Raw genomic sequence first — 19,210 nt, 5'->3', positions numbered from 1 at the left:
GAGCGCGGTGCTGAGGGCGGGATGAGCCACGGCTACGCAATCCGGGGCGAGCCCGCACCACCAAGGTGCACGAATTGCCGCCCCCAGCGAGCCCTATCGGCTCGGCCGGGGGAGGGCGGGGGCGTCGTGCGTGGGGGAGGGGGCCGGCCGCTGGCCCGGCCTCGCCGTTTATCGTCATGATCATGCCCGACATCGCGCTGCCCACCCTCGCCCTGCTCTGCCTCGCGGCCCTCGCCGCCGGCTGGATCGACGCCGTGGTCGGCGGCGGGGGGCTCCTGCTGCTGCCGGCCCTGCTGCTCGGCCTGCCCGCCGGCACCCCGGCCGCGCACGCGCTCGGCACCAACAAGGCGGTCGCCATCGTCGGCACCACCGGCGCGGCGGTCACCTACGCCCGCAAGGCCCCGGTCGACGTCCGCACCGCCGTCCGCATCGGCCTGGCGGCACTCGCCGGCTCCTCGGCGGGGGCGTTCCTCGCGGCCGGGATGAGCACGGAGGTCCTCCGGCCGGTCATCATGGTGGTCCTCCTCGCCGTCGCCGCCTTCGTCATCCTGCGGCCCGCCTTCGGCACGGCCCCCGCGCCCGGCCCGGTCACCCGCCGCCGCGTCCTCGCCGCGATCGGCCTGGCCGGCCTGGGCATCGGCTTCTACGACGGCCTGATCGGCCCCGGCACCGGCACCTTCCTCGTCCTCGCCCTCACCGCGGTCCTCCACCTGGACCTGGTGACCGCCTCCGCCACCGCCAAGATCGTCAACTGCTGCACCAACGCGGGCGCCCTCGCCATGTTCGCCTGGCAGGGCGCGGTCCTGTGGCAACTGGCCGCCCTGATGGCCGTCTTCAACCTCGCGGGCGCCACCCTGGGCGCCCGTACGGCACTGAAGCGGGGCAGCGGCTTCGTACGGGTGGTGCTGCTGACGGTGGTCCTGGCGCTGGTGGCCGATCTGGCGTGGGAGCAGTGGGTGGCTTGAGGGTGGAGGTGCGCAGACGTCCGCCCCCACGAGCCCTGTCGGCTCGTGGGGGCGGAGATGTCACGCAGGATCACCTCTTTCTTGGGGCGGGACCCTGCTTACCCGTCACCGGCGCGGGGGGCGAGGCGGAGGGCGCGGACTTCGGCGGCGCCGGAAATATGAGGGTGTCGTTGCCTGCCGTCACCCGTGCGAGGCTTCGGCCGTTCAGGCCACTCAGGATCGGATTCTGGGGCAATGAGAAGTTCGGTACGTCCCTGGAGGGTGCCTGCGAGGTTCCTGCGGGGAGTATCACCGAGTCGGGGCGGGCTTCAGGGTTCTTGTGGCCGCCAATCGCAAGCCCGATCTCAGTCTCGGGGACGCCAAGTGCCCCCGGCGGCTGGTTCGCCCGTGCGGCGTCAGGGCCCGGACGGCCGGTGGAAGCGCTGGGGTCGCCAGGCGTGTCTGGCATGACGTTCTTCCTCGCTTTCGAAGGGGTGGCGGGAAGACGCACGGACTCCGACGCCGGCGGGCCACGGAGCCGGTGCGACGTAGACATAACGGCTGCGGTGGCGGTGCGGTTCAGGCACAGGGTGCTGAGGGGATTCCGGCCGTACGGGGAGCTCACCGCACCCCCGTCAGATGCGCGAACGCCACCACGTTGCCCCGGTAGCCCGTGTCGTGGGACCAGCCGCCGCCGCAGGTGATGACGCGGAGTTCGGGGCGGGGGGCGGTGCCGTAGACCTTGGTGTCGGGGAAGGCGCGGGCGTCGTAGACCTCGACGACGTCGACGGTGAAGAGGGCGGTGGAGCCGTCGCGGCGGGCGATCTCGATGGTGGCGCCGCGTTTGAGGGCGCCGAGGCGGTAGAAGACGGCGGGGCCCTCCGCGTTGTCGACGTGTCCGGCGACGATGGCGGTGCCGCGTTCGCCGGGGGTGGTGCCGGCCTCGTACCAGCCGGCCAGGTTCTTGCGGTCGGCGGGCGGGACGTCGAGGCTGCCGGTCGGGGTGAGGCCGAGGCCGGTCAGCGGGGCGTCGACGCCGAGGGCGGGGATGCGCACGCGGTCGGGCGGGGAGGGCGGCAGGGCAGGGGCGGCCGGGGCCTGACGGGCGTGCGCGGCGCGGGACTCGGCGGCCGAGGGCTGCGGCGGGCCCGACCCGGCGCCCCACAGCAGCCACGCTCCCGAGCAGAGGGCGGCCGCGGTGACGGCCGCTATGGCGGTGTTGCCGACCCTGCGCATGACGCGACCCCTCTTTCGGTCAGAACCCTCGAAGTCCCCGGCCCCCTCCGGGCCGCGAGGGGCGTCGGACCCGGAGGGGGTGGGGAAGCGCGGTACCGGCGGGCGGGCAGCGGAGGGTGCCCGTCACATCCCGTCGCCTCTCGCCCGGCGATGCAGGAGCCAGGTACCGCCCGCGGCGGCGACGGCGAGGGCCGCCACGCCGGCCGCGGTCTGCACGGGATCGGGGCCCAGGGCGCCGCCGACCCCCGTCTTCACGCTGCCGCGGGGATACACCCGCTCGGCCGAGGTCAGCGTCACCACCAGGTCACCGGTGACCCGCCGGTCGCCTTCCGCGCACCGGGCGACGATCTCGTACGTCCCCGGCTGCGCGCCCGGCGGCACCCGGAACTCCCCGGTCGCCTCGCCCTCGGGGCCGCGCGCCGCCAGCGTGAACGAGCCCGCGCCGACCGCGCTGGCGTCGCCCGCCGCCGTGCCGTCCTCGCCGCACGCGGCGGTGTCCGCCGTGGCCCGGTCGCCCGGCACGACGGAGGAGGGGTAGATCCGGAGGTCCCCGCTCCCGTCGGCCTCCCCGGCGTACGCCGGCGCCGCGGCGAGGAGGCCGGCGGTGGCCGCGGCGAGGGCGGTACCGGACAGCAGGCGGGCGGTGCGTCGCATCGGTGCTCCTTCGAGCTTCTCGGTGACCCCTGCCCCTCCGAGGTAAGTGCCACCGGCCCCGGACCGCTTCCCGAGGTGCCGTCAGAAATGTGGTGAACGGGTGTCAGGCGCCGCCCGCCGTGCCCGGACCGGAGGTCGTTTCGCCTGGTCACTGGCGTGCGGCGGGTCCGTCGCCGGGGAGCGTCCGAAGGGCGCCCGGCGCGGGTGTGAACGGGTGACCCGCCACCCCGGACGACGGCCGCTTGACCTCAAGCAAAGTTGAGGGTCGAGGCTGTGCGGCATGGATACCGAGACCCGTTCCGACACCGCCCCGCTCTCCGTCACCCTCATCGTCGGCAGCAATCGCCACGGCCGCTTCGGGCCCGTCGTCGCCGACTGGCTGCTGGAGCACCTGCGCGCCCATCCCGGCCTCGACCCCGAGGTCGTGGACGTGGCCGCCCCCGAGCTGCCCACCACCATGGCCCCCACCGCCGAGGCGCGGGCCGCGCTCGCGGAGGTCACCCCGAAACTGGCGGCCGCGGACGCGTTCGTCGTCCTCACCCCCGAGTACAACCACTCGTTCCCGGCGGGCCTGAAGAACCTCATCGACTGGCACTACCACGAGTGGCGGGCCAAGCCCGTCGCCCTCGTCAGCTACGGCGGCCTGTCCGGCGGCCTGCGCGCCACCGAGCACCTCCGGCAGGTCTTCGCCGAACTCCACGCCGTCACCGTCCGCGACACCGTCTCCTTCCACAACGCGGGCGGGTCCTTCGACGACGGGGGCCGCCTCAAGGACCCCTCGGCGCCGGACGCGGCGGCCAAGACCATGCTCGACCAACTGGTCTGGTGGGGCCGGGCGCTGCGGGAGGCGAAGGAGCGCCGGCCGTACGCCGCCTGACCTACCGGGTCACCGGCTCCAGCCGGACCGCGCACACCTTGAACTCCGGCATCCGCGAAGTCGGGTCGAGCGCCGGGTTGGTGAGGGTGTTGGCGCGGCCCTCGCCCGGCCAGTGGAACGGCATGAACACGGTGTCCGGCCGGATGCCGGTGGTGATCCGGGCGGGGGCGACGGCCCGGCCCCGCCGGGACACCACGGCCACCGGGTCCCCCTCCGCCGCGCCCAGTCGCGCCGCCAGCCTCGGGTGCAGCTCGACGAAGGGGCCGGGCGCGGCGGCGTTCAGCTCCGCCACCCGCCGGGTCTGCGCCCCGGACTGGTACTGCGCCACCACCCGGCCGGTGGTCAGCAGCACCGGGTACTCGTCGTCGGGCTCCTCGGCGGCCGGGCGGTGCGCGACGGGGACGAAGCGGGCCCGGCCGTCCTCGGTGGCGAAGCGGTCGAGGAAGAGGCGGGGGGTGCCGGGGTGTACGTCCCCTCCGGCGCCGTCCCCCTTCTCCGCGGCCCCGGCCCCGTCCCCGCCTCCCTCCCCGTTCCCCCCGAGCCCACCGCGGCCCCCGCTCCGGTCCCCGCCCTCCGCCGGGCACGGCCAGAACACCCCGTTCTCCTCCGCCAGGCGGCGGTACGTGATGCCGGAGTAGTCCGCGAGGCCGCCCGCGCTGGCCCGGCGGAGTTCCTCGAAGACCTCCTCGGGGTCGGTGGGGAAGCCCTTCTCCACGCCGAGCCGGGAGGCGAGTTCGTGCAGCACCTCCAGGTCGCTGCGGACGCCGTCCGGCGGGGTGATCGCCCGGCGGCGCAGCAGGACCCTGCCCTCCAGGCTGGTGGTGGTGCCCGTCTCCTCGGCCCACTGGGTCACCGGCAGGACGACGTCCGCGAGCGCCGCCGTCTCCGAGAGGACCACGTCGCACACGGCGAGGAAGTCCAGCGACCGCAGACGGGCCTCGACATGGGCGGCCCGGGGCGCCGAGACCACCGGGTTGGAGCCCATCAGCAGCAGCGACCTGATGTCCGTACCGAGCGCGTCGAGCAGTTCGTACGCGCTGCGCCCCGGGCCCGGCAGCGAGTCGGGGTCGACGCCCCACACCTCGGCGACGTGCCGCCGGGCCGCCGGGTCGGTGAGCTTGCGGTAGCCGGGCAACTGGTCGGCCTTCTGGCCGTGTTCGCGTCCGCCCTGCCCGTTGCCCTGCCCGGTCAGACAGCCGTACCCGGAGTACGGCCGGCCGGCCCGGCCGGTCGCCAGGCACAGGTTGATCCAGGCGCCGACCGTGTCGGTGCCCTTGGACTGCTGCTCGGGGCCGCGCGCGGTGAGCACCATCGCGGCCTCCGGCGCGCAGAACATCCGCACCGCCTCCCGCAGCAGCGGCACGGACACGCCGGTGATCCGCTCCACGTACTCGGGCCAGTGCGCCATGGCCGCGGCCCGCGCCTCCGCCCAGCCGGTGGTCCGCCCGGCGACGTACTCCTCGTCCACCCGGCCGTCGGCGACGACCAGGTGCAGCAGTCCGAGGGCCAGCGCCAGATCCGTACCGGGCCGGGGGGCGAGGTGCAGGTCCGCCTGTTCGGCGGTCTTCGTGCGGCGCGGGTCGACGACGATGAGCGTGCCGCCGTTCGCGCGCAGTTCGCTGAAGTAGCGCAGCGCCGGGGGCATGGTCTCGGCCGGGTTGGAGCCGACGAGGATCACGCAGCCCGTCCGCGGGATGTCGGCCAACGGGAACGGCAGCCCCCGGTCCAGCCCGAACGCCTTGCTGCCGGCCGCCGCCGCGGACGACATGCAGAACCGCCCGTTGTAGTCGATCTGCGAGGTCCCCAGCACCACCCGGGCGAACTTGCCCAGCGTGTACGCCTTCTCGTTGGTCAGCCCGCCCCCGCCGAACACGCCGACCGCGTCCGCGCCGTGCTCCGCCCGGGTCCGCGTCAGGTGCGCGGCGATCCGGTCCAGCGCCTCGTCCCAGCCCGCCGGCACCAGCGTGCCGTCCCCGGCGCGCACCAGCGGCGAGGTCAGCCGCACCCGCGAGGACAGCACCTCCGGCGCCGTCCGCCCCTTGCCGCACAGCGCGCCCCGGTTCACCGGGAAGTCCGCGCGCTCGGTGACCTCGACGGTCCCGTCGGCGGCGGGCGTCAGATGCATCCCGCACTGCAGGGCGCAGTACGGGCAGTGTGTGGGCGTCGGGGAGTTCTGCATGCCAGCCACAGTGCGGCGCGCGTGTTACGCGGCCCGGCGGCTCCTTGTTACACGGGCGGCACGGTGCGCTCCCCGGTCCTCGGCCTCCGCCGTGAGGTCACCGGCGTGACCTCGGGGCCCCGCGCTCACCGCCCCGCGTTCACCGCCCGGCTGCCAGGGCCCGTGCCACCCCGGGCTCCCTCGGCCCGAGGAACCGCGGATCGGGCTCGACCAGCACGTCCAGCGCCGCCTTGCCCGCCGCGAAGACCTCCCGTACGGCCCCGTAGTACCAGGTCAGGTCGTGCCGGTCGGCGACCCCGACGCCGTACGACGTCACCCCCGCCGCCCGGCACAGCGCCACCGCCCGCCGGATGTGGAAGCCCTGGCTGATCAGCACGGCCCGGTCGACGCCGAAGACCTTCTTCGCGCGGACGCACGAGTCCCAGGTGTCGAACCCGGCGTAGTCGCTGACGATCCGCGCGTCGGGCACCCCGTGCCGGACCAGGTAGGCGCGCATCGCGTCCGGCTCGTCGTAGTCCGCGCGGCTGTTGTCCCCGGTGACCAGCAGCACCTTCACGCGTCCGGCCCGGTACAGCCCGGCCGCCGCGTCCAGCCGGCGCGCCAGGTACGGCGACGGCTCCCCGTCCCACAGGCCCGCCCCGAAGACCACGGCCACGTCGGTGCGCGGCACGTCCGCGGGGGAGCGCAGCCCGTCCTCCGTCGCCACCCGCAGCCACGCGCCCGGCAGCAGCGCCAGCACGCACCCGGCCATCACCGCCCACACCGACCGCCGCCGCCCCGCCCGGGTGCGCGGCACTCCCCACCGACGCCTCGTCATGGACCCACAGACGCTTCGTACGTCCGTACGGTTCAGATCAGTACGGTTCGGAGTCGTACGGTTCGGATACGTCCCTCACACCCGCCGCCCCCCGCCCTGTGAACCGACGGAAAACCTCCGTGACCTCCCAGGCAACGGCGGGGCAACCTCCCCCCGGCACGCTCGTTCCATGACCGTGCCCCCGACGACCAGTCCCGACGGCGCCCCCGCACTGGTCGTCGTCGCCCACGGCAGCCGCGACCCCCGCGCGCTGCGCACCGTACGCGCCCTCCTCGACCAGGTACGCGCCCTGCGCCCCGGCCTGCCGGTGAGGCTCGGGCACATCGAGCTGAACGCGCCGCTGCTGCCCGACACACTGGCCGCCCTCGGTGACGGTGACGCCGTCCTCGTACCGCTGCTGCTGAGCCGGGGCTACCACGTCAAACGCGACATCCCGGAGATGGCGGCGGGCTTCCCGGCGCGGACCCGGGTGGCCGCGCCGCTCGGACCCCACCCGCTGCTGGTGGACGCCCTGCACGGGCGGCTCGCCGGGGCGGGCTGGGTCCGCCGGCCCGGGGACGCGGTGGTGCTGGCCGCCGCCGGGTCCCGGGACCCGGACGCCGCGACCGACACCGCCCGCACCGCCGGGCTCCTCGCCGCGCGGCTCGGCGTCCCGGTCGTCCCGGCCTACGCGACGACCACCGCGCCGACCGTCCCGGAGGCGGTCGCGGCCCTCACCGCCCGGGGCCACCGCCGGATCGCCGTGGCCTCGTACTTCACCGCGCCGGGCCGCTTCGCGACGGAGACGGCGGAGGGGCCCTGGCTCACATCGGCGCCGTTGGGCACGCATCCGGCGATGGCCCGCCTGCTCCTGCACCGGTACGAGGAGGCACGCGCCGGCTCCGCACCCGCGGGAGCGTCGTGGCCGTTCGCGCAGTTCCCCGCGCCCCTTCGGGGCACGGGGCAACTGCAAGCTACTTAAGGGGCGCGAGGAACTGCGCAACCAAGCCACGACGCACCCGCACCCGGCACCCGACAGAACCCACGTACTGTCGGTGCCATGGAAGGCACCGCACCCCTCACCCCCTACGACCCCACGTCCGTGGCCCGATGGGTTCCCGAGCCCGACAAACGGCCCGGCCGTACCGCCTTCCAGCGGGACCGCGCCCGTGTCCTGCACTCCGCCGCCCTGAGGCGGCTGGCCGGCAAGACGCAGGTCGTCACCCCGGGCCGCACCGACCAGACCTGGGACGCCAGCCCCCGTACCCGCCTCACGCACTCCCTGGAGTGCGCCCAGGTCGGCCGGGAACTCGGCGAAGCCCTCGGCTGCGACCCCGACCTCGTCGAGGCCGCCTGTCTCTCGCACGACCTGGGGCACCCCCCGTTCGGCCACAACGGCGAGCAGGCGCTGAACGAGTTCGCCGCCGACTGCGGCGGCTTCGAGGGCAACGCGCAGTCGCTGCGGCTGCTCACCCGCATCGAGCCCAAACGTTTCACCGAGGAGCGTTCCGTCGGCCTCAACCTCACCCGCGCCGCCCTGGACGCCGCGACCAAGTACCCGTGGCCCAGGGGCGCGCACCCCGCCGACCCGGACTCGCCGAAGTTCGGCGTGTACGAGGACGACCGGCCGGTCTTCGACTGGGTCCGCGAGGGCGCCCCCGCCGCCCGTACCTGCTTCGAGGCGCAGGTCATGGACTGGTCCGACGACGTGGCGTACTCCGTGCACGACGTCGAGGACGGCCTGCACGCCGGTCACATCGACCCGGCGTGCCTGCTCGCCGACCCCGAGCGGCGGGCGGTGTTCGAGGTCGCCGCCGCCCGGTACGCGCCCGCGGACACCGACCCCGGGGAACTCGCCGAGGCCCTCGACCGGCTGCTCGCCCAGGACTGGTGGCCGCACGGTTACGACGGCACGGCGATCGCGCAGGCCCGGCTGAAGGACGCCACCAGCCAGCTCATCGGCCGGTTCTGCCTGGCCGCCGAGCGCGCCACCCGCGCGGCGTACGGCGGCGGCCGGCTCACCCGGTACACCGCCGAGCTGGTCGTGCCGCGCGCCACCCGCATGGAGTGCGCCGTCCTGAAGGCCGTCGCCGACCGGTACGTGATGCAGCGCGCCGAGCAGGAGCGGCTCCGCGCCGATCAGCAGGTCGTCGTCCTGGAGCTCGCGGAGGGGCTGACCCGCCGGGCGCCGTACGGGCTGGACCCGCAGTTCCGGGCCCTGTTCGACCGGGCGCCGGACGACCGGGCCCGCAAACGGGTGCTCGTCGACCAGATCGCCTCCCTCACCGACGCCTCGGCCCGTTCACTGCACGCGCGGCTGACCTGATCGGGCCACTCCCCCTTCCCGGGACCGGCTCGGTGCGGGACGCTCGCATGTGGCGGAACCTCGACGAGGAGGCAAACAAGTGGTCGACGCTGATCAGACATTCGTCATCGTCGGAGGAGGGCTGGCCGGCGCGAAGGCGGCCGAGACCCTCCGCGCGGAGGGTTTCACCGGCCGGGTGATCCTGATCTGTGACGAGCGCGACCACCCCTACGAGCGGCCCCCGCTGTCCAAGGGCTTCCTGCTCGGCAAGGAGAGCCGCGACAGCGTCTTCGTGCACGAGCCCGCCTGGTACGCCCGCCACGACGTGGAACTCCACCTCGGCCAGACCGTCGTCGCCGTCGACCGCGCCGCCAGGACCGTGCACTACGGCGACGACGGCACCCGCGTCCGCTACGACAAGCTGCTCCTGGCCACCGGCGCCGAACCCCGCCGCCTCGACGTCCCCGGCACCGGCCTCGCGGGCGTCCACCACCTGCGCCGCCTCGCCCACGCCGAACGCCTCAAGGGCGTCCTCGCCGCCCTCGGCCGGGACAACGGCCACCTGGTGATCGCCGGCGCCGGGTGGATCGGCCTGGAGGTCGCCGCCGCGGCCCGCGAGTACGGCGCCGAGGTCACCGTCGTCGAGCCCGCCCCGACCCCGCTGCACGGCGTCCTCGGCCCCGAGCTGGGCGGGGTCTTCACCGAGCTGCACCAGGCGCACGGCGTCCGCTTCCGGTTCGGCGTCACCCTCACCGAGATCGTCGGCCAGGACGGGGTGGTCCTCGCCGCCCGCACCGACGACGGCGAGGAGCACCCGGCGCACGCCGTGCTCGCCGCGATCGGCGCCGCGCCGCGCACCTCGCTCGCCGAGGCGGCCGGCCTGGAGATCGCCGACCCCGCGCACGGCGGCGGCATCGTCGTCGACGAGCGGCTGCGCACCTCCGACCCCGACATTCACGCCGCCGGGGACGCGGCCTCCTTCCGGCACGCCCTGTTCGGCACCCGGCTGCGGGTGGAGCACTGGGCCAACGCGCTGAACGGCGGCCCGGCGGCGGCCCGCGCGATGCTGGGCCGGGAGGTCACGTACGACCGGGTGCCGTACTTCTTCTCCGACCAGTACGACCTGGGCATGGAGTACAGCGGATGGGCGCCGCCGGGGTCGTACGACGAGGTGGTGATCCGGGGGGACGCGGCGAAGCGGGAGTTCATCGCGTTCTGGGTGAAGGAGGGGCGGGTGCTGGCCGGGATGAACGTGAACGTGTGGGACGTCACAGAGTCCGTCCAGCGGCTGATCCGGTCCGGGGTGCGGGTGGACGGGGAGGCGCTGGCGTCGCCGCGGGTGCCGCTGGAGTCGCTGGGCGCGTGAGCGTCTGCCGGGTGCTGCCGGATGGCGGGTGCGGGTGCGCTGTGGCCGTTCGCGCCCGCGCGGCGGAGCCGCGGATCGATGCAGCCCGCGCCCCTTCGGGACGCTCCCGTACCCGTAGAATTCACGCGTGGCTGGACGGATCAATGACGAGGACGTGAAGGCGGTTCGGGACGCGGTCCCGATCGACGCCGTGGTGTCCGAGTACCTCCAGTTGCGCAACGCGGGCGGCGGCAACCTCAAGGGGCTGTGCCCGTTCCACGACGAGAAGTCGCCCTCCTTCCAGGTCAGCCCCGCCAAGGGGCTGTTCCACTGCTTCGGCTGCCAGGAGGGCGGCGACACCATCACGTTCGTGATGAAGATCGACCACCTCACCTTCTCGGAGGCGGTCGAGCGGCTGGCCGCCCAGGCCGGCATCACCCTGCGCTACGAGGAGGGCGGCTACAACCCCTCCCACCAGCGCGGCGAGCGGATCCGCCTGGTCGAGGCCCACAAGATCGCCGCCGAGTGGTACGCGGAGCAGCTCGCCACCAGCCCCGAGGCCGACGCCGGCCGGCACTTCCTCGCCGAGCGCGGCTTCGACCAGGCCGCCGCCCTGCACTTCGGCGTGGGCTACAGCCCCCAGGGGTGGGACCACCTCACCCGCTACCTGCGCGGCAAGGGCTTCTCCGACAAGGAGCTGCTGCTCTCCGGGCTGGCGCAGGAGGGCCGCCGCGGGCCGATCGACCGGTTCCGGGGCCGGCTGATGTGGCCCATCCGCGACATCGGCGGCGAGGTCGTCGGCTTCGGCGCCCGCAAGCTCTACGAGGCGGACAACGGCCCGAAGTACCTGAACACCCCCGAGACCCCGATCTACCGCAAGTCCCAGGTCCTCTACGGCATCGACCTGGCCAAGAAGGAGATCGCCAAGACCTCCCGCGCGGTCGTCGTCGAGGGCTACACCGACGTCATGGCCTGCCACCTGGCCGGTGTGACCACGGCCATCGCCACCTGCGGCACCGCCTTCGGCACCGACCACATCAAGATCCTGCGCCGGCTGCTGATGGACAACGGCAGCGCCCGCGTGATCTTCACCTTCGACGGCGACGCCGCCGGGCAGAAGGCGGCCCTGCGCGCCTTCGAGGACGACCAGAAGTTCGCCGCCGAGACGTACATCGCCATCGCCCCCGACGGCATGGACCCCTGCGACCTGCGGCTGGCCAAGGGCGACGAGGCCGTCGCCGACCTGGTCGAGCCGCGCACCCCGCTCTTCGAGTTCGCGCTGCGCCAGATCGTCGCCCGCTACGACCTGGACACCCCGGGGGGCCGCGCCGCCGCCCTGGACGAGGCGGCCCCGGTGGTCGCCCGGATCAAGAACAGCGGCGCCCAGCACGAGGTCGCCGTGCAACTCGCCGGGATGCTGGGCATCCTCGACACCCAGTTCGTCGTCAAGCGGGTCGCGCAGCTCGCCCGCTGGGCCCGCGACCGCGGCGGCCGCGGCCCCGCCGCCCCCGACCAGCGCCGGCCCGGCCCCCAGCAGTACGCCGCCGCCCCGCCCCAGGCCCCGCGCGGCCCGGCCCTGAACCTGCGCAACCCCGTCTACGCCACCGAGCGCGAGCTGCTCAAGCTCGCCCTCCAGCGCCCCGAGCTGGTCTCCCCGGCCTTCGACGCGTACGGCGTCGACGAGTTCACCGCCCCGCCCTACGCCGCCGTACGCCAGGCCATCATGGACGCGGGCGGCGCCGAGCACGGCGTCGCCGACCCGCAGGAGTACCTGGTCCGGGTCCGTGAGGCGGCCCCCGACGACACCGTGCGCGCGATGGTCACGGAGCTGGCCGTCGAGGCGATCATGCGCCGCGCGGTCGACGAGCTGTACGCGGGCGAGGTGCTGGTCCGGGTCCGCCGCCGTGCCGTCGAGCGGTACATCCGCGACATCACCGGCCGCCTCACCCGGCTCTCCGCCCACGGCGACCCGGCCGAACTGGCCTCGGTGCAGAACGAGTTGTGGGTCCTCCAGCAGTACGACCAGGCGCTGCGGGAACAGGGCGCCGCCGCGCTCTGACGGCACTTCGCCGGTTTGGGCCGCGCCGCACCGCGTACCCGTCCCGGGAGATGACCGCGCGGTCACGGTCCGGACGCAAAAAGTCACCGCACGCCCCTCGTGGCGGCTGTGTGTCGTACCCCACACTGGGTTCCGGTGCCTGAGTCCCCGGAGCGCGGCCGGCCCGTCCCCCGGCGGGTTGCTGACCCCCGCGGTTCCGACCATCACGTACGGGGCGGACAGCGGTGCGGCCGCGGACCCGCCCCCGAAGTACCGCTGCCGCCCCCTCCGGCAGCGTCCATCCTGGAGGTCGCCCCCGTGCAGACCCAGACCCAGACCCTGACCGACACCGGTACCGACGGCACGGACGCCGACGCGGAGGCGGAGCCGCTCGTCGCGGTCCCCCCGCGGCACCGTGCCGCGCGCCACCCGGAGACCGGGCCGGACGACCCGCCCGCCGAGATCCTGGAGACCGTCGAGCCGGTCGCAACCGTCGAATCGGTCGAACCGGTAGAGCCATTAGAGCCCGTAGAGCCCGTAGAGCCAGTCGGGGCCGCCGAGAGCGCCGAGGGCGTCGGCGCCTCCGAGGCCGTCGAGCCGGGGCCCGTCCGCCCCGAGACCGGCGGGCCCTCCTCGGACCTGTTCCGCCAGTACCTGCGGGAGATCGGCCGCATCCCGCTGCTCACCGCCGCCGAGGAGGTCGAACTCGCCCGCCGGGTGGAGGCCGGCCTGTTCGCCGAGGAGAAGCTGAGCAGCACCCCCGACCTGGACAGCCGCCTCGCCCACGACCTGGACCGGCTGGTCGTGATGGGCCGGATGGCCAAGCGCCGCCTGATCGAGGCCAACCTGCGCCTGGTCGTCTCCGTCGCCAAACGGTACGTGGGCCGCGGGCTGACCATGCTCGACCTGGTCCAGGAGGGCAACCTGGGTCTGATCCGGGCGGTGGAGAAGTTCGACTACGCCCGCGGCTACAAGTTCTCCACGTACGCCACCTGGTGGATCCGCCAGGCCATGTCCCGCGCGCTGGCCGACCAGGCCCGCACCATCCGGGTCCCCGTGCACGTCGTGGAGCTGATCAACCGGGTGGTCCGGGTGCAGCGCCGGATGCTCCAGGAACGCGGCTGCGAGCCGACCCCCGCGGAGGTCGCCGCCCACCTGGACCTGCTGCCCGAGCGGGTCAGCGAGGTGCTGCGGCTGGCCCAGGAGCCGGTGTCGCTGCACGCCCCGGTCGGCGAGGAGGACGACGTCGCCCTCGGTGACCTCATCGAGGACGGGGACGCCGCCAGCCCCGTGGAGTCGGCGGCGTTCCTGCTGCTGCGCGAGCACCTGGAGGCGGTGCTCTCCACCCTCGGCGAGCGCGAGCGCAAGGTCGTCCAGTTGCGCTACGGCCTGGTCGACGGCCGGCCCCGCACCCTGGAGGAGATCGGCCGGATCTTCGGCGTGACCCGCGAGCGGATACGGCAGATCGAGTCCAAGACCCTGAACAAGCTCCGCGACCACGCCTTCGCCGACCAGCTCCGCGGCTACCTGGACTGACCCGCCCCCCCCGCGCCGCGCCCCTAGTCGACCTCGGCGACCGCCTGCGCGAACTGCGCCTGGTACAGCTTGGCGTACGCCCCGCCGGCCGCCAGCAGGCCGGTGTGGGTGCCCTGTTCGACGATGGAGCCGTTCTCCATGACGAGGATGGTGTCCGCGTCGCGGATGGTGGACAGCCGGTGCGCGATGACGAACGAGGTCCGCCCGTGGGCCAGCTTGGCCATCGCCTTCTGGATCAGCACCTCGGTCCGGGTGTCGACCGACGAGGTCGCCTCGTCCAGCACCAGGATCACCGGGTCGGACAGGAACGCCCGCGCGATGGTGATGAGCTGCTTCTCGCCCGCGCTGACCCCGGTGCCCTCGTCGTCGATCACGGTGTCGTAGCCGTCGGGCAGCGTCCGGACGAACCGGTCGGCGTGCGCGGCCCGCGCCGCCTCCTCGATCTCCCCGCGGGTCACCTCGCGGGCGGCGCCGTACGCGATGTTCTCCGCGATGGTGCCGCCGAACAGCCAGGTGTCCTGGAGCACCATGCCGATCCCGGCGCGCAGCTCGTCCCGGGACATCTTGGCGATGTCCACGCCGTCCAGGGTGATCCGCCCGCCGGACACCTCGTAGAACCGCATGAGCAGGTTGACGAGGGTGGTCTTGCCGGCTCCGGTGGGGCCGACGATGGCGACCGTCCGGCCGGGCTCCACGGTCAGCGACAGGTCCTCGATCAGCGGCTTGTCGGGCTCGTACCGGAACGACACGTGCTCCAGCGCCACCCGTCCGCGCAGCTCGGCCGGCCGCTCGGCGGCCACCGGATCGGCGCTCTGCTCCTCCGCGTCCAGCAGCTCGAAGACCCGCTCGGCGGAGGCGACACCGGACTGCACCAGGTTCGCCATCGACGCCACCTGCGTCAGCGGCATCGAGAACTGCCGGGAGTACTGGATGAACGCCTGCACGTCCCCGATGGACAGCGACCCGGAGGCGACCCGCAGCCCGCCGACGACGGCGACCAGCACGTAGTTGATGTTGGAGACGAACATCATCAGCGGCTGCATGATCCCGCTGTTGAACTGCGCCCTGAACCCGGCCTCGTACAGCGCCTCGTTCTGCTCGGCGAACCGCGCCGCCGACTCCTCCTGCCGGCCGAACACCTTCACCAGGGCGTGCCCGGTGTACATCTCCTCGATGTGCGCGTTCAGCTTGCCCGTGGAGCGCCACTGCTGCACGAAGTGCGGCTGGGACCGCTTGCCGATCCGGGTGGCCACCAGGAACGACAGCGGCACGGTCACCAGCGCGACCAGCGCCAGGATCCAGGAGACGTAGAACATCATCGCCAGCACGCCGATGATGGTCAGCAGCGAGTTGATGAGCTGGCCCATCGACTGCTGGAGGGTCTGCCCGATGTTGTCGATGTCGTTGGTGGCGCGGGAGAGCACCTCACCGCGCTGCCGCTGGTCGAAGTAGGACAGCGGCAGCCGCGACAGCTTGGTCTGCACGTCCTCGCGCATCCGGAACATGGTCCGGTTCACCGCCCGGTTGACCAGCCGCGTCGCCACCGCCATCAGCAGCCCGGCGACGAAGAACGCCCCCAGGGCCAGCAGCAGGACGTGTCCGACGGCGGTGAAGTCGATGCCCTCGCCGGGGGTGAAGTCGGTGCCGCGCAGCATGTCGGCGACGTCCCCGTCGCCGCGCTCCCGCATCGACTCCAGTACCTGGTCCTTGGTGGCCCCGTCCGGCATCCGCCGTCCGATGATCCCGGCGAACACCAGGTCGGTGGCCTTGCCGAGGATCTTCGGCCCGACCACGTTGAGGCCGACGCTCACCACCACGCACAGCAGCAGCAGGCCGATGGTCACCCGCTCCGGCCGGAACTGGCCGACCAGCCGTTTGCCCGACCCCTTGAAGTCCATCGACCGCTGGTCGGGTCCGACCCCGGCCATCATCCGCCCCGCCGGCCCGGCCATCAGGCAGCCTCCGCTTCCGTCAACTGGGAGAGCACGATCTCCCGGTAGGTGTCGTTGGACGCCATCAGCTCGTGGTGCCGGCCGGTGCCGACCACCCGGCCCTCGTCCAGCACGATGATCCGGTCCGCGTCCCGGATGGTCGCCACCCGCTGGGCGACGATGACCACGGTCGCCCCGGCCGTCTCCCGGCCGAGCGCGGCCCTGAGCGCCGCGTCGGTGGCGTAGTCCAGCGCGGAGAAGGAGTCGTCGAAGAGGTAGATCTCCGGGCGCTGCACCAGCGTCCGGGCGATGGCGAGACGCTGCCGCTGCCCGCCGGAGACATTGGTGCCGCCCTGCGCGATCGGCGCGTCCAGCCCGCCCTCCAGGCGCTCGACGAACTCCTTGGCCTGCGCCACCTCCAGCGCGTGCCACAGCTCCGCGTCGGTCGCGTCCGGGTTGCCGTACCGCAGGTTGGTCGCCACCGTGCCCGCGAAGAGGTACGGCTTCTGCGGCACCAGCCCGACGGTCCTGGCCAGCAGCTTCTGGTCCAGGGTCCGTACGTCGGTGCCGTCGACCAGCACCTCGCCCTCGGTGGCGTCGAACAGCCGGGGCACCAGCCCCAGCAGCGTCGACTTGCCGCTGCCGGTCGAGCCGATGACGGCGGTCGTCTCGCCCGGCCTGGCCACCAGGTCGATGTCGCGCAGCACCGGCTCCTCGGCGCCGGGGTAGCGGAAGCCCGCGCCGCGGATCTCCAGGTGCCCGTGCCGGCGCAGTTCGGTGACCGGCGCCACTGGCGGCACCACACTGCTCTCGGTGTCCAGCACCTCCTGGATGCGCTCGGCGCACACCTCCGCGCGCGGCACCATCATGAACATGAAGGTGGCCATCATCACGGACATCACGATCTGCATCAGATAGGCCAGGAACGCCGTCAGGTCGCCGATCTGCATCCCGCCGCTGTCGATGCGGTGCGCGCCGAACCACACCACGGCGATCGACGACAGGTTCACCACGGTCATGACCACCGGGAACATCAGCGCCAGCAGATTGCCGGTGCCGAGGGCCATGTCGGTCAGATCGGCGTTGGCCCGGCGGAACCGCCGCTGCTCGTACTCGTCGCGCACGAAGGCGCGGATGACCCGGTTACCGGTGATCTGCTCGCGCAGCACCCGGTTCACCGTGTCCAGCCGGACCTGCATGGCCCGGAACAGCGGCCGCAGCCTGCGCACGATCAGCGTCACGCAGATCCCCAGCACCGGCACCACCGCGACCAGCACCCCGGACAGCGGCACGTCCAGGCCCAGCGCCATCACGATGCCGCCGACGCACATGATGGGCGCCGACACCATCAGCGTGAACGTCATCAGGGCCAGCATCTGGACCTGCTGCACGTCATTGGTGGTCCGGGTGATCAGCGACGGGGCGCCGAACTGCCCGACCTCCCGGGCGGAGAAGGACTGCACCCGGTCGAAGACGGCACCGCGCACGTCCCGGCCGAGCGCCGAGGCGGTGCGGGCGCCGTAGTACACGGCGCCGATGTTGCAGACGACCTGGGCCAGCGAGATCCCGACCATCAGGGCGCCGTAGCCCAGGATGTAACCGGTGTCGCCCTGGACCACACCGTTGTCGATGATGTCGGCGTTCAGGGTGGGCAGGTAGAGGCTGGCGCAGGTCTGCAGGAACTGCAGCGCCACCAGTAGCGCGATGGGTTTCTTGTAGGGCCTGAGACAGGTCCGCAGCAATCGTATGAGCACGCTCGGTCTCTCGGAGTCGGCGGTGGGGGCGGGACGTCGCCCTTGGCCCCCATCGTCGGGCACTGCCCCCGCGTTACCTCAACCGATTTACCGGCGGAACGCCCCCCTTGCCGCCCGCTACGGACGGAACGCGCCGGGGTGCGTCTGCTCCCGTACCGCCACGTACTGCTGCCGCACCGCCTGCCCCACGGCCAGCTCCTCGCCCGGCTCCAGCACCTGCCCCACCGCGCCCTGCCAGGCCGGAGGAGTGCGCGGGTCGCGGGTGCCCCGGGAGGCGCCCAGCGCCCAGGCCGCCTGCCGGGCCGCGCCGATCGCCGCGTAGTCCGCGGGCCCCGGCACGACGACCTGCGTCCCGAACAGCGAGGGCGCCGCCGCCTGCACCGCGGGCAGTTCCGCGGCCGGTCCCAGCAGGAAGATCCGCCGCACCGCCACGCCCCGGCCGCGCAGCACGTCCAGGGCGTCCGCGAGCCCGCAGAGCATCCCCTCGAACGCGGCCCGCGCCAGGTGCTCCGGCCGCATCGACTCCCGCCTGAGCCCGGCGAGGGTGCCCGCGGTGTGCGGCAGGTGCGGCGTCCGCTCGCCCTCCAGGTACGGCAGCAGGACCAGCCCGTGCGCTCCGGGCGTGGACTTCATCGCCAGCTCGGACAGGCTCTCCAGATCCGGCAGCCCGAGCAGCTCGGCGGCCCCGCGCAGGGCCCGTACGGCGTTCAGGGTGGTGACGACCGGCAGGTGCATGCCGGTCGCGTCGGCCAGCGCGGTGATCATCCCGGACTGGTCCACGAGGGGTTCGGGGTGCACGGCCATCACCGAGCCCGACGCGCCGAGGGAGACCACCGCGTCCCCGAGCCCGATGCCGAGCCCGAACGCGGCGGCCATCGTCTCGCCGGTCCCGGCGGAGATCAGCAGCCCCTCCGGCGTCGTACCGGCCGCGTCGGCCGGGCCGATCACCTCCGGCAGCACCGCCTGGTGGCCGAGGGCCAGTTCCACCAGGTCGGGCCGGTAGCCGCCGGTCGCCGCCGACCAGTACCCGGTGCCCGAGGCCCCGCCCCGGTCGGTGGTCCGGCGGGCCGGCCGGCCCAGCAACTGCCACACCAGCCAGTCGTGCGCCTGCATCAGGACGGCGGTCCGCGCGGCGGCCTCCGGCTCGGTCCGCGCCAGCCAGCGCAGCTTGGTCACCGGGTGCGCGGCCCCCGGCACCGCGCCGACCGCCTGCGCCCACGCCTCGCGCCCGCCGAGCGCGTCGATCAGATCGGCGGCGGCGACCTGCGCGCGCTTGTCGCCGCCCACCAGGGCGGGCCGCACCGTGGCGCCCTGGGCGTCCAGCGGCACCACCGTGTTGGCCTGCGCGGACACCCCGATGGCCTGCACACCCTCCAGCAGCCCGCCGCCGGCCGCCTCGCCCAGCGACAGCAGCCACGCCTGCGGGTCGACGTCGGAGGGACGGCCGCCCGTCTCGGGGCTCTCCACCGGATGCGGCGCGTAGCCCTGCCGCAGTACGGCACCGGTGTCCGCGTCGCAGACGACGATACGAGTGAAATCAGGCGAACTGTCCAGCCCGGCGACTATCCCCATGTCCGGAATTCTGCCGCATCACCGCACCGCCCCGAGCGGCGGG

Annotated in this window: 13 protein-coding genes and 1 pseudogene; 7 read left to right on the top strand and 7 right to left on the bottom strand. The window is 73.8% G+C overall.

Annotation, left to right across the window (positions count from 1 at the left end; all coding sequences use genetic code 11):
• The first annotated feature begins 182 nt into the window (after positions 1 to 182).
• Positions 183 to 965, top strand: a complete 783-nt coding sequence (locus tag IE316_RS01325) for a sulfite exporter TauE/SafE family protein (protein ID WP_190202197.1) — start codon at positions 183 to 185, stop codon at positions 963 to 965.
• Positions 966 to 1,565: 600 nt separating this feature from the next.
• On the opposite strand, the gene IE316_RS01320 is transcribed toward IE316_RS01325, so the two are convergent.
• Both IE316_RS01320 and IE316_RS01315 read right to left on the bottom strand, forming a co-directional pair.
• The gene (locus tag IE316_RS01320; protein WP_190202196.1) at positions 1,566 to 2,180 is read right to left on the bottom strand and encodes a class F sortase; all 615 of its coding nucleotides are present in this window, start codon (positions 2,178 to 2,180) and stop codon (positions 1,566 to 1,568) included.
• A gap of 123 nt (positions 2,181 to 2,303) precedes the next feature.
• Positions 2,304 to 2,834 carry a GVDTG sorting domain-containing protein gene (locus IE316_RS01315; protein WP_190202195.1) on the bottom strand — a complete coding sequence of 177 codons (531 nt, stop codon included), beginning with the start codon at positions 2,832 to 2,834 and terminating at the stop codon, positions 2,304 to 2,306.
• A 280-nt stretch (positions 2,835 to 3,114) separates the two neighbouring features.
• Here IE316_RS01315 and IE316_RS01310 point away from each other — a divergent pair, with 280 nt between their 5' ends.
• The gene (locus tag IE316_RS01310) at positions 3,115 to 3,711 is read left to right on the top strand and encodes an NADPH-dependent FMN reductase (RefSeq protein ID WP_190202194.1); all 597 of its coding nucleotides are present in this window, start codon (positions 3,115 to 3,117) and stop codon (positions 3,709 to 3,711) included.
• A 1-nt stretch (position 3,712) separates the two neighbouring features.
• Here IE316_RS01310 and IE316_RS01305 read toward each other — a convergent pair whose 3' ends face one another.
• Together IE316_RS01305 and IE316_RS01300 are read right to left on the bottom strand one after the other, a co-directional pair.
• Positions 3,713 to 5,890: a molybdopterin oxidoreductase family protein gene (locus tag IE316_RS01305; RefSeq protein ID WP_190202193.1), complete on the bottom strand. Its 2,178-nt coding sequence runs from the start codon at positions 5,888 to 5,890 to the stop codon at positions 3,713 to 3,715.
• Between the two features lie 139 nt (positions 5,891 to 6,029).
• The gene (locus tag IE316_RS01300; RefSeq protein ID WP_190202192.1) at positions 6,030 to 6,707 is read right to left on the bottom strand and encodes a SanA/YdcF family protein; all 678 of its coding nucleotides are present in this window, start codon (positions 6,705 to 6,707) and stop codon (positions 6,030 to 6,032) included.
• 169 nt (positions 6,708 to 6,876) lie between these two features.
• On the opposite strand from IE316_RS01300, the gene IE316_RS01295 reads away from it, so the two are divergent.
• From IE316_RS01295 to IE316_RS01275, 5 genes and pseudogenes are all read left to right on the top strand, one after another.
• Positions 6,877 to 7,668 (top strand): sirohydrochlorin chelatase, encoded by a 792-nt coding sequence (locus IE316_RS01295; protein ID WP_190202191.1) that lies wholly within the window; start codon positions 6,877 to 6,879, stop codon positions 7,666 to 7,668.
• Between the two features lie 78 nt (positions 7,669 to 7,746).
• Positions 7,747 to 9,012, top strand: coding sequence for a deoxyguanosinetriphosphate triphosphohydrolase (locus IE316_RS01290; protein ID WP_190202190.1), 1,266 nt, complete (start codon positions 7,747 to 7,749; stop codon positions 9,010 to 9,012).
• A 79-nt stretch (positions 9,013 to 9,091) separates the two neighbouring features.
• Positions 9,092 to 10,357, top strand: coding sequence for an NAD(P)/FAD-dependent oxidoreductase (locus IE316_RS01285; protein ID WP_190202189.1), 1,266 nt, complete (start codon positions 9,092 to 9,094; stop codon positions 10,355 to 10,357).
• Between the two features lie 127 nt (positions 10,358 to 10,484).
• The gene (gene dnaG / locus IE316_RS01280; RefSeq protein ID WP_190202188.1) at positions 10,485 to 12,395 is read left to right on the top strand and encodes a DNA primase; all 1,911 of its coding nucleotides are present in this window, start codon (positions 10,485 to 10,487) and stop codon (positions 12,393 to 12,395) included.
• Positions 12,396 to 12,530: 135 nt separating this feature from the next.
• Positions 12,531 to 13,910, top strand: a pseudogene (locus IE316_RS01275) (RNA polymerase sigma factor).
• A 23-nt stretch (positions 13,911 to 13,933) separates the two neighbouring features.
• On the opposite strand, the gene IE316_RS01270 reads toward IE316_RS01275, so the two are convergent.
• From IE316_RS01270 to IE316_RS01260, 3 genes are all read right to left on the bottom strand, one after another.
• Positions 13,934 to 15,862 carry an ABC transporter ATP-binding protein gene (locus IE316_RS01270; protein WP_190202187.1) on the bottom strand — a complete coding sequence of 643 codons (1,929 nt, stop codon included), beginning with the start codon at positions 15,860 to 15,862 and terminating at the stop codon, positions 13,934 to 13,936.
• Positions 15,862 to 17,595, bottom strand: a complete 1,734-nt coding sequence (locus IE316_RS01265; protein WP_190202186.1) for an ABC transporter ATP-binding protein — start codon at positions 17,593 to 17,595, stop codon at positions 15,862 to 15,864. The genes IE316_RS01270 and IE316_RS01265 overlap by 1 nt, the downstream gene beginning before the upstream one ends.
• A 117-nt stretch (positions 17,596 to 17,712) precedes the next feature.
• Positions 17,713 to 19,167 (bottom strand): xylulokinase, encoded by a 1,455-nt coding sequence (locus IE316_RS01260; RefSeq protein ID WP_190202185.1) that lies wholly within the window; start codon positions 19,165 to 19,167, stop codon positions 17,713 to 17,715.
• Between the last annotated feature and the right edge of the window lie 43 nt (positions 19,168 to 19,210).

The organism is Streptomyces fumanus, assembly GCF_014655295.1.
Lineage (GTDB): Bacteria > Actinomycetota > Actinomycetes > Streptomycetales > Streptomycetaceae > Streptomyces > Streptomyces fumanus.
Note: the sequence above shows the minus strand (reverse complement) of the source record. Positions and strands in the feature narration are given on the sequence as shown.

Excerpts from the sequence above, each read along its gene's own strand:
- IE316_RS01300 (WP_190202192.1), bottom strand. The coding sequence starts at position 6,707 with ATGACGAGGCGTCGGTGGGGAGTGCCGCGCACCCGGGCGGGGCGGCGG.
- IE316_RS01260 (WP_190202185.1), bottom strand. The coding sequence starts at position 19,167 with ATGGGGATAGTCGCCGGGCTGGACAGTTCGCCTGATTTCACTCGTATC.
- IE316_RS01295 (WP_190202191.1), top strand. The coding sequence starts at position 6,877 with ATGACCGTGCCCCCGACGACCAGTCCCGACGGCGCCCCCGCACTGGTC.
- IE316_RS01320 (WP_190202196.1), bottom strand. The coding sequence starts at position 2,180 with ATGCGCAGGGTCGGCAACACCGCCATAGCGGCCGTCACCGCGGCCGCC.
- IE316_RS01270 (WP_190202187.1), bottom strand. The coding sequence starts at position 15,862 with ATGGCCGGGCCGGCGGGGCGGATGATGGCCGGGGTCGGACCCGACCAG.
- IE316_RS01305 (WP_190202193.1), bottom strand. The coding sequence starts at position 5,890 with ATGCAGAACTCCCCGACGCCCACACACTGCCCGTACTGCGCCCTGCAG.
- IE316_RS01310 (WP_190202194.1), top strand. The coding sequence starts at position 3,115 with ATGGATACCGAGACCCGTTCCGACACCGCCCCGCTCTCCGTCACCCTC.
- IE316_RS01290 (WP_190202190.1), top strand. The coding sequence starts at position 7,747 with ATGGAAGGCACCGCACCCCTCACCCCCTACGACCCCACGTCCGTGGCC.
- IE316_RS01325 (WP_190202197.1), top strand. The coding sequence starts at position 183 with ATGCCCGACATCGCGCTGCCCACCCTCGCCCTGCTCTGCCTCGCGGCC.
- IE316_RS01315 (WP_190202195.1), bottom strand. The coding sequence starts at position 2,834 with ATGCGACGCACCGCCCGCCTGCTGTCCGGTACCGCCCTCGCCGCGGCC.